Raw genomic sequence first — 2823 nt, 5'->3', positions numbered from 1 at the left:
TCGCTGGCCGGCTCCTCGTCCGGCTCCTCGTTCGGGGCCTCGCGGCCGTCGGCGGCGGCGACCTCGGACGGCGTGGCGACCGGCGCGTCGGCCTGGGCGACCATCATCCGGTTGGTCTGTGCCGAGAGGATCGGCCATTCTCCGCTGTGGGGGCGGGTGGGGGCGGCCGTGGCAGCCCGGTCGACCCCACACTCGGCGTGAGCGAGGATCAGGGTGAGGTTCCAGCGTTCGGCGCCGCCCGTGCCGGTGGCATTGACGCGCAGCCGCAGCTGGGACAGGGCGTATCCGGGACCCTCCTTCCTCACGTGCTGGAGGGTGGCGACGTAGTCGTAGCTGCCCCAACTCCGGTACCCCGTCTGCTCCGAGTTCGGACCGGGCATCGCCACGCGGACCTCCTGCTCGAAGAGACCGTTCCGCCCCAGGACCACCGGCCCGTCCGAGCTCAGGGTCGCCGCCCCGGCGGTGGGGGAGCAGGCCGCGGTCGCGCGAATCGGGTTCCTGCCCGAGTAGCTGACCAGGTCCGCCCCCAGGATGCTGGCCGTCCGCACGTCCAGAGATCGGGTCTCGGAGACCGCGCCGGCGGTGGCGGAGGCCACGCCGGTGGGGTTCCCGTTCTCGCACCGCGACTGCGCATCGAGCGTCGAGCACGAGAATCCCACGGTGGTCAGGGGGAGCAGGTAAGTGGGAAAGGAGCCGGTGCTGTTGTGCGTCGCCGGACCGACGACCTGGCGGGACGTGTCGGGGCTCTGGCGGAAGGCGGTGACGGCGCCGACGTCGCTGTCCCGGACCGCTCGTTCCATCTGGCCGAAGGTCGACATCGCGCGGGCGAAGCGCGTGTTCTGGTGCGGATTGGCGGCCCCGAACTCGGCCGCGCCCACTGCGCGGTCGGACCACGTCGCCTCGGTGGGCCGGATCGAACCGAGTGCCAGGGCCGTCGTCAGGAGCAGGGCGAGGGCGCCGAGGACCGCCACGAGCGCCCGCACCGGATGCTGCCGGAGGGTCACCGCCCGACCTCGTCGTCATCGCGCCCCGGCCAGAAGGTCCACAGGACCCCGAGCGCGGCGAGCAGGGTGATCGAACCCAGGACCAGCGGGTTCCCGGCCCAGACGATCACGTTCGCCAGCCCGGGCACCGACCACAGCACCTTGCGGACGCTCTCGACCCGGTACATCCCCGGATCGGGGTTCGGATTGGCGTCGCCCTGCATCAGGATGAGCGCCTCGCCGGGCACCTGCGGATGGACCTCGATCACCCGGTGGGTGACGGGCAGCCGGCCGGGACGGTCGACGGTGACGACGTCGCCCACCCGGATCTCGTCCGCACTGATCTCCTTGACCACGGCGACGGAGCCGGTGGGGATCGTGGGGGACATGGACCCGGTCTTGAACATGATGAGCGTGATGTTCATCGTCACCGCCGCGATCACGAGACCGACCGCCACCACCCCGCCAGCGGCGAGCAGATTGGCCAGCCCGCCGGCGAGGTAGGAGCCGAATGACCTGCCGGGGGCGCGGTGCGCTCCCGCGGTGCGGGCCGGGGTTCCGCTGTGGGACATCGGTGCTGCGGTCTGCACGGCCATCACCTCTCGCGTGTCGTTCGTCGGTCTCGGATCAGGTGGTCGTCGCGGGTCAGGCGTCGTCGCTCTGCGCGTCGAAGTTCCAGAACACGGGGGCGGGCGCGATGCCGGCGGAATCCAGTCCGGCGGTCGGGGCGAGCTCGGCGCGGAAGCACAGCCACTTGTAGTCGTTCTTCTCCACGCGGGTCGTGGACGTCGTGGGGGCGGCGAGTGTGCCGGCGGGCTTGAAGTTGGTGGCGGCAGCGGAGCAGTTGGACGGCGGGGTCGAGCCACCGCCGAGCTCGGCGATCGACACGGCGACCTTGCTGGTCAGCGCGTTGGAGGCGACGCTCTGCTGCGCGATGGTGACATCCGCGCCGAGCTTTCCCTTGTTCTCGTGCAGGCCCACCAGCTGGTAGACGGGCACTCCCGGGACCAGGGCCTTGGAGGCGGGTCCGAACTGCATGGTGCCGGCCTTGTCCTGGGTGAGGAACTCGTCCCAGCCCTGAGTGGAGTTGAAGTAGGCCTGGACGTTGAAGGCGCTGTCACCGGTACCGAACTCACTCACGCCCCACGCGGTGTCGGACCAGGCGGCCAGGGTCACCGCGGCGCCGACGCCCAGCACCAGACCGGAGGCCATGATGGCCCGCGCCTTCTTGCGGCGGTTCTGCGTGGGCGCGGCGGTCTGGGAGGTCTGGGGCGTGGTGCTCATGGGTGGGCCTTTCCGGTGGGAGGTGAGGGCGGGCGTCAACAGTCTTTGTTGACGAGTCTCATTTATTATCGTTTAGCTACTGGCGAGTAGCAAACGGAAAGTGCCCTTCTGTCTACAACCTCACAGTTTCGCGATTTCGGCCCATTGGGCCGCCCACCTGCGAACCTGACATGTGTCTCATATTACGTACTGCGGGGTATTGCGAGGTCGCAGCCCTATTTGGACGCTGTGCCAGGACTGTCGGAGGCCTGAGGCGGATCGCGACTACAGCGACGACGACAGCAACAACGACAGCAACAACGAGGCATCCAGTCCGGCCGCGGCACCCGACTCAGGTGACAGCCCCACGTGGCGGGCATCTCGCAGGTCCCAGAGCAGAAATCCCTGCGAGAGGTCCGCCAACCGCGGCATTGCGGGGAAGGGGTGCGCTCAGGAGTGGCGAAGGGGCGCGCTCAGGCGCCGCGGAGTTCCCACATACGTAAAGCCAGGCGCAGCTCCATCGCGCGGTCGCCGCGACGCCAGCCGCCGCCCAGGACCGAGTCCAGCCGGTCGAGCC

Annotated in this window: 3 protein-coding genes; all 3 read right to left on the bottom strand. The window is 69.7% G+C overall.

What is annotated here, in order from left to right:
• The coding region (locus tag G6017_RS09730; RefSeq protein WP_182617138.1) for a hypothetical protein at positions 1-1004 on the bottom strand (1004 nt) is incomplete at its 3' end.
• Complete coding sequence (locus tag G6017_RS09725; RefSeq protein ID WP_370650901.1) at positions 1001-1579, bottom strand: signal peptidase I; 579 nt, start codon at positions 1577-1579, stop codon at positions 1001-1003. The genes G6017_RS09730 and G6017_RS09725, both read right to left, overlap by 4 nt.
• A gap of 49 nt (positions 1580-1628) precedes the next feature.
• Positions 1629-2267, bottom strand: a complete 639-nt coding sequence (locus tag G6017_RS09720; protein ID WP_194307830.1) for a SipW-dependent-type signal peptide-containing protein — start codon at positions 2265-2267, stop codon at positions 1629-1631.
• Positions 2268-2823: the final 556 nt, after the last annotated feature.

Origin of the sequence: Dietzia sp. B44, from assembly GCF_014145245.1 — a bacterium.
GTDB lineage: Bacteria > Actinomycetota > Actinomycetes > Mycobacteriales > Mycobacteriaceae > Dietzia > Dietzia natronolimnaea.
Note: the sequence above shows the minus strand (reverse complement) of the source record. Positions and strands in the feature narration are given on the sequence as shown.

What these genes read in the sequence shown, in the direction of transcription:
- G6017_RS09725 (WP_370650901.1), bottom strand. Translation starts at nt 1,579, where the DNA reads ATGGCCGTGCAGACCGCAGCACCGATGTCCCACAGCGGAACCCCGGCC.
- G6017_RS09720 (WP_194307830.1), bottom strand. Translation starts at nt 2,267, where the DNA reads ATGAGCACCACGCCCCAGACCTCCCAGACCGCCGCGCCCACGCAGAAC.